At 69.8% G+C, this 6,271-nt stretch carries 5 protein-coding genes; 1 reads left to right on the top strand and 4 read right to left on the bottom strand.

The genetic code is table 11. The annotated features are described in order from the left end of the window. Nucleotides 1–398: 398 nt before the first annotated feature. A complete protein-coding gene (gene ileS, locus AB8Z36_RS27240; RefSeq protein ID WP_369216026.1) occupies nucleotides 399–3,545 on the top strand; it encodes an isoleucine--tRNA ligase in 3,147 nt (1,048 codons plus the stop codon). Between the two features lie 170 nt (nucleotides 3,546–3,715). Here ileS and AB8Z36_RS27235 read toward each other — a convergent pair whose 3' ends face one another. The 4 genes from AB8Z36_RS27235 to AB8Z36_RS27220 all read right to left on the bottom strand — a co-directional run. After that, nucleotides 3,716–4,816 (bottom strand): DivIVA domain-containing protein, encoded by a 1,101-nt coding sequence (locus AB8Z36_RS27235; RefSeq protein WP_369216025.1) that lies wholly within the window; start codon nucleotides 4,814–4,816, stop codon nucleotides 3,716–3,718. A 46-nt stretch (nucleotides 4,817–4,862) separates the two neighbouring features. After that, entirely contained in the window at nucleotides 4,863–5,147 is a 285-nt protein-coding gene (locus tag AB8Z36_RS27230) for a YggT family protein (protein WP_369216024.1), read from the bottom strand. Nucleotides 5,148–5,229: 82 nt separating this feature from the next. Beyond that, a complete protein-coding gene (locus tag AB8Z36_RS27225; RefSeq protein ID WP_369216023.1) occupies nucleotides 5,230–5,856 on the bottom strand; it encodes a cell division protein SepF in 627 nt (208 codons plus the stop codon). A 125-nt stretch (nucleotides 5,857–5,981) separates the two neighbouring features. Continuing rightward, nucleotides 5,982–6,271: alanine racemase (locus AB8Z36_RS27220; RefSeq protein WP_369216022.1), on the bottom strand; the 290-nt coding region annotated here is incomplete at its 5' end.

Genomic DNA, 6,271 nt, shown 5'->3' with positions numbered 1-6,271 from the left:
GCATGTCGCCATTCGGGTCACCGCGCGCCCCGGCCCCCGCACCCCGTACGGCKCCCGGGGRRMSGSKCGGCCGGGCGSCTCCCCGGGCGCCGTACACTGGGCGGCAGCGAGAAGCGTGGATGGGGACGAGTAGCGGCGTACGCAGCCATGAGCGACCCGGGGACGGTGCGAGCCCGGGGGCGAGCGCGACGTGAAGATCACCCCGGAGCCGCCGGAAGAACGCCGAAGCGACGCAGCGGAGGCCAGTAGACCCGGTATCGCGACCCCAATGAGGGGGCTCACCGGCACGGACCCCGTACCGGAGGGCCAAGGAGGGTGGTACCGCGGGAGCGCGCCGCACCAGGCGCACACGGCTCTCGTCCCTCCGACGGAAGGCAGCACATCCGCCGGAGGACTCGTTGAACACGCCGCCGCAGTACCGACAGGTGCCCGCCCAGGTCGACCTGCCCGCCCTCGAGCACGCCGTGCTCGACTTCTGGCGCGAGCAGAAGATCTTCGCCAAGAGCCTCGAACAGTCCGAGGGCCGCCCCGAGTGGGTGTTCTACGAGGGCCCGCCCACCGCCAACGGCATGCCGGGCGCCCACCACATCGAGGCCCGCGTCTTCAAGGACGTCTTCCCCCGCTTCCGCACCATGCGGGGGTACCACGTGGCCCGCAAGGCGGGCTGGGACTGCCACGGCCTGCCCGTGGAGCTCGCGGTCGAGAAGGAGCTCGGCTTCAACGGCAAGAAGGACATCGAGGCGTACGGCATCGCCGCGTTCAACGCCAAGTGCCGCGAGTCCGTGACCCGGCACACCGACGCCTTCGCCGAACTGACGACCCGCATGGGCTACTGGGTCGACCTCGACGACGCGTACCGCACGATGGACCCGGAGTACGTGGACTCCGTCTGGTGGTCCCTGAAGGAGATCTTCAACAAGGACCTGCTCGTCCAGGACCACCGCGTCGCCCCCTGGTGCCCGCGCTGCGGCACGGGCCTCTCGGACCACGAGCTGGCGCAGGGCTACGAGACGGTCGTCGACCCGTCCGTCTACGTCCGTTTCCCCCTCACCTCCGGTCCGCTCGCGGGCGAGGCAGCCCTCCTGGTCTGGACGACGACGCCCTGGACCCTCGTCTCCAACACCGCCGTCGCCGCGCACCCCGACGTCACCTACGTCGTCGCGACGGACGGCGAGGAGAAGCTGGTCGTCGCCCAGCCGCTCGTCGAGAAGGCGCTCGGCGAGGGCTGGCGGACCACCGGCGAGACCTTCACCGGCGCCGAGATGGAGCGCTGGAACTACCAACGTCCGTTCTCCCTCGTGGAGTTCCCGGAGCCCGCGCACTACGTGGTCAACGCCGAGTACGTCACCACCGAGGACGGCACCGGTCTGGTCCACCAGTCCCCCGCCTTCGGTGAGGACGACCTCAAGGTCTGCCGTGCGTACGGTCTGCCGGTCGTCAACCCGGTCCGCCCCGACGGCACCTTCGAGGAGGACGTCCCGCTCGTGGGCGGCGTCTTCTTCAAGAAGGCCGACGAGACCCTCACCAAGGACCTGGACGAGCGCGGCCTGCTCTTCCGGCACATCGCGTACGAGCACAGCTACCCGCACTGCTGGCGCTGCCACACGGCCCTGCTCTACTACGCGCAGCCGTCCTGGTACATCCGCACCACGGCCATCAAGGACCGGCTCCTCGAGGAGAACGAGAAGACCAACTGGTTCCCGGACTCGGTCAAGCACGGCCGCTTCGGCGACTGGCTGACCAACAACGTCGACTGGGCCCTGTCCCGCAACCGCTACTGGGGCACCCCGCTGCCCGTCTGGCGCTGCGAGGAGTCCCACCTGACCTGCGTCGGCTCGCGCGCGGAGCTCTCGGAGCTGACGGGCGCCGACCAGTCGGGGCTCGACCCGCACCGCCCGTTCATCGACGAGATCACCTTCGCCTGCCCGCGGGAGGGCTGCGGATCGACGGCCACGCGCGTGCCCGAGGTCATCGACGCCTGGTACGACTCGGGCTCGATGCCGTTCGCGCAGTGGGGCTACCCGTACAAGAACAAGGAGCTCTTCGAGAGCCGGTATCCGGCGCAGTTCATCTCGGAGGCCATCGACCAGACCCGCGGCTGGTTCTACACGCTGATGGCCGTCGGCACCCTGGTCTTCGACAAGTCCTCGTACGAGAACGTGGTCTGTCTCGGCCACATCCTCGCCGAGGACGGCCGCAAGATGTCCAAGCACCTGGGCAACATCCTCCAGCCCATCCCGCTCATGGACCAGCACGGCGCCGACGCGGTGCGCTGGTTCATGGCGGCCGGCGGCTCCCCGTGGGCGGCCCGCCGCGTCGGCCACGGCACGATCCAGGAGGTCGTCCGCAAGACGCTCCTCACGTACTGGAACACGGTCGCCTTCCAGGCGCTGTACGCCCGTACGTCGAAGTGGGCCCCCAGCGACGCCGACCCGGCACCCGCCGAGCGCCCGCTCCTGGACCGCTGGCTGCTCAGCGAGCTGCACGCGCTCACCGACCAGGTCACCCAGGCCCTTGAGGGCTACGACACCCAGCGGGCGGGCAAGCTCCTGTCCGTCTTCGTCGACAACCTCTCCAACTGGTACGTGCGCCGCTCCCGCCGCCGCTTCTGGCAGGGCGACAAGGCGGCGCTGCGCACCCTGCACGAGGTCGTCGAGACGGTCACGCGTCTGATGGCCCCGCTGACACCGTTCATCACCGAGCGTGTCTGGCAGGACCTGATCGTGCCGGTCACCCCGGACGCCCCGGAGTCGGTCCACCTGACCTCCTGGCCGGAGGCCGACCTGGCGGCGATCGACCCCGAGCTCTCGAAGCAGATGGTGCTCGTGCGCCGCCTGGTCGAGCTCGGCCGTGCCACGCGCGCGGAGTCGGGTGTCAAGACCCGTCAGCCGCTCTCCCGGGCCCTGGTCGCGGCCTCCGGCTTCGATTCGCTCAGTCCCGAACTGCACGCCCAGATCACGGAGGAGCTGAACGTCTCCTCGCTGGCGTCGCTCTCCGAAGTGGGCGGATCACTGGTGGACACCACCGCGAAGGCCAACTTCCGGGCCCTCGGCAAGCGCTTCGGCAAGGGCGTCCAGGCGGTCGCCAAGGCGGTGGCCGAGGCCGACGCCGCCGCGCTCTCGCTGGCACTGCGCGAGGGCATCGCCTCGGTCGAGGTGGACGGCGACACGGTGACGCTCGCCCCCGACGAGGTGATCATCACGGAGACCCCGCGCGAGGGCTGGTCCGTGGCATCGGACTCCGGGGCCACGGTCGCGCTCGACCTGGAGATCACCGAGGAGCTGCGCCGGGCGGGCCTGGCCCGTGACGCGATCCGCCTGATCCAGGAGGCCCGCAAGAACAGCGGCCTCGACGTGGCGGACCGCATCGCGCTGCGCTGGACGTCCACGGACCCGGCGGTGCTCACGGCGCTCACCGAGCACGCCGAGCTGATCGCGGACGAGGTCCTCGCCACGGACTTCGCCCAGGGCGAGGCGGACACCACCTTCGGTGAGCCGTTCACGGACGACTCCCTGAAGCTGGCCTTCCGCCTCCGCAAGGCGTAACCGCTCACGTGTAAGGCCCGGTCTCCTGAAGACCGGGCCTTACACGTATCCGCGCGCCCGCCCCGACCGGTGCGCAAAAGGACCGGGCACACAAAAGGGCCGGGCCCCCAGAAGAATCTGGGGGCCCGGCCCTGAACGCTGCCGACGCCTCTACGGCGTGGGAACGCCCGTCAGTTGTCGTCCTCGTCGATGAGGAAGCCACGCATCGGCGACGGGGCCTGCTGCATCGGCTGCTGGCCCTGCGGCCGCACCGGCGCCATCGGCTGGGTCATCGCCGGGGACATCTGCTGCTGGCCGCCGTAGGACGGGCCGCCGGCGGGCGGGTTGCCGCCCATCGACTGGTTGCCGCCGTAGGACGGGGCACCCGCACCGGCCGGAGCCATCGACGGCGCCGGGGACGGCGGCAGCGAGGCGGTGGCCGGAGTGCGCGGCGGCGCCAGCGAGTCGTCGGCCTGGGTCTCCAGCTGACGGAGCTGCGACTCCAGGTAGGACTTCAGTCGCGTACGGTACTCGCGCTCGAAGCCGCGCAGGTCCTCGACCTTGCGCTCCAGCGTGGCGCGGGCGGACTCCAGGGAGCCCATCGCGACGCGGTGCTTCTCCTGCGCGTCCCGCTCCAGGGCGTCGGCCTTGGCACGGGCGTCGCGCTCAAGACCCTCGGCGCGCGAACGCGCCTCACCGACGATCTTGTTGGCCTCGGAGCGGGCCTCCGCGATCGCCTGGTCGGCGGTCTGCTGCGCCAGGGAGAGCACCCGGGCGGCGCTGTCGCCACCGGGGCCCTGACCGGGCTGCGGCATCTGCGGGGGACCACCGTGGCCGCCCATCGGACCGCCCATGGGGCCGCCCATCGGACCCTGGCCCATGGGGCCGGGACCCTGCGGACCGCCCTGCGGGCCGTGGCCGCTCGGACCTGCGGGCAGCTGGGGTGCGCCGCCGGGCAGCTGCGGCGGGCCGCCCATGGGGCCACCCATCTGCTGCTGCGGCGGGACCGGCTGCGGGCCCGATATAGCGGCGGGCACGGGAGCGCCGGGACCGCGCTGGTCCTGCGGCGGTCCGTCGGGGCCCTTGCGCATGCCGCCCTGCTGCTGGTTCTGGGCGGCGGCACGGGTCGCGGCGGCCAGCTTGGCGCGCAGGTCCTCGTTCTCGCGGAGCAGGCGGGTCAGTTCGGCTTCGACCTCATCGAGGAAGGCATCGACCTCGTCCTCGTCATAGCCTTCTCGGAGGCGGACGGTTGTGAACTGCTTGTTCCGCACGTCCTCGGGGGTCAACGGCATCTCTTCACCTCAACGTAGTCGTCGGCATTCGGCAAGACCGTATCGTTCACAGCCGGCTCACGACGGAGATCAGGATGTAGACGATGATCATCAGTACGAAGAAGGACAGGTCGAGCGCCACGCCCCCGAGACGCAGCGGCGGAATGAACCGCCGCAGAAGCTTGAGCGGTGGATCAGTGACAGTGTAGGTGGCCTCCAGAACGACCACCATCGCCTTGCCGGGTTGCCATGAGCGGGCGAACTGGAAGACGTAGTCCATGACCAACCGGAAGATCAACACGATGAGGAAGCACATCAGCGCGATGTAGAGCACCTGCAAGAACACGCTCATGTCCGCGTTTCCCTCTCCCCTGCCAACTCGTGCTGCGTCGATCCGGTACTGCGCCTACGGCACCTACTGCGACTACTGCGCCTCAGCTCTGGTTGAAGAACCCGCCCTCTGCGATGCGAGCCTTGTCCTCCGCCGTTACATCGACGTTAGCAGGCGACAACAGGAACACCTTCTGCGTCACTCGTTCAATGCTGCCATGGAGACCGAAGACCAGACCGGCGGCAAAGTCGACAAGTCGCTTCGCGTCCGTGTCATCCATCTCGGTCAAGTTCATGATCACCGGAGTGCCCTCGCGGAAGTGTTCCCCGATGGTACGGGCCTCGTTGTACGTCCGCGGGTGCAGCGTGGTGATGCGGTAGGGCTCCCGCTCGGACACGACCTTGGGCATGATCACCGGTGCGTTCTTCTCCAGGCTCTGGCGTTCAGGTGTGATGGACGCCACGGGGGCGATTCGTGCCGGACGTCCGGATTCCGCGGCTAGCGAAGCGGAATGGGCCGCCGGTTCACGGGGGGCGGGGGGCTGCACCACTCGTACCGATTCGTCCCGTTGGGACTGGTGCGACTGACGCGGCGGGTCGTGCCGCCTGCGCTCCCGCTCGGGCTCCGGCTCGGGTTCGAACTCGTCGTCGGGGTCGAACCCCGGACCGTCGTACCCATCGTCCTCCACGAGGCCGAGGTAGACCGCCATCTTGCGCATCGCGCCGGCCATGCTCTGAGTCCTCCGCTCTGTGGTGGATCGGCTGTCGTCACCAACTGCCCGCGATCCACGAGGTATCCCCGCGGGATCAGCGGGAATGACCATATTTTCTGCTGTGGTCCGACTTCTTGGCGACGTTACCCGAGCCCGGGTCGGACTCCGAGTACCGCCGTACCGACGCGTACATGTGTCGCTCCGGCCGCTACGGCCTGCTCAAGGTCCGCACTCATCCCTGCCGACACCATGTTCGCAGCCGGATGAGTCGCGCGCATGAGGGTTGAGAATTCCATCAGCCGCTCGAACGCCGCCCGCTGCCGCCCCGCGTAGGGACCGGTGAGCGGCGCGACGGTCATCAGACCGTCCAGCCGCAGCCCCGGCGCCCCGGCCACGGACGCGGCCAACTCCTCGATGCCGCCCGCTCCCACGC

The sequence above is a fragment of the Streptomyces flavofungini genome (assembly GCF_041028215.1).
Classification (GTDB): domain Bacteria; phylum Actinomycetota; class Actinomycetes; order Streptomycetales; family Streptomycetaceae; genus Streptomyces; species Streptomyces flavofungini_B.
Note: the sequence above shows the minus strand (reverse complement) of the source record. Positions and strands in the feature narration are given on the sequence as shown.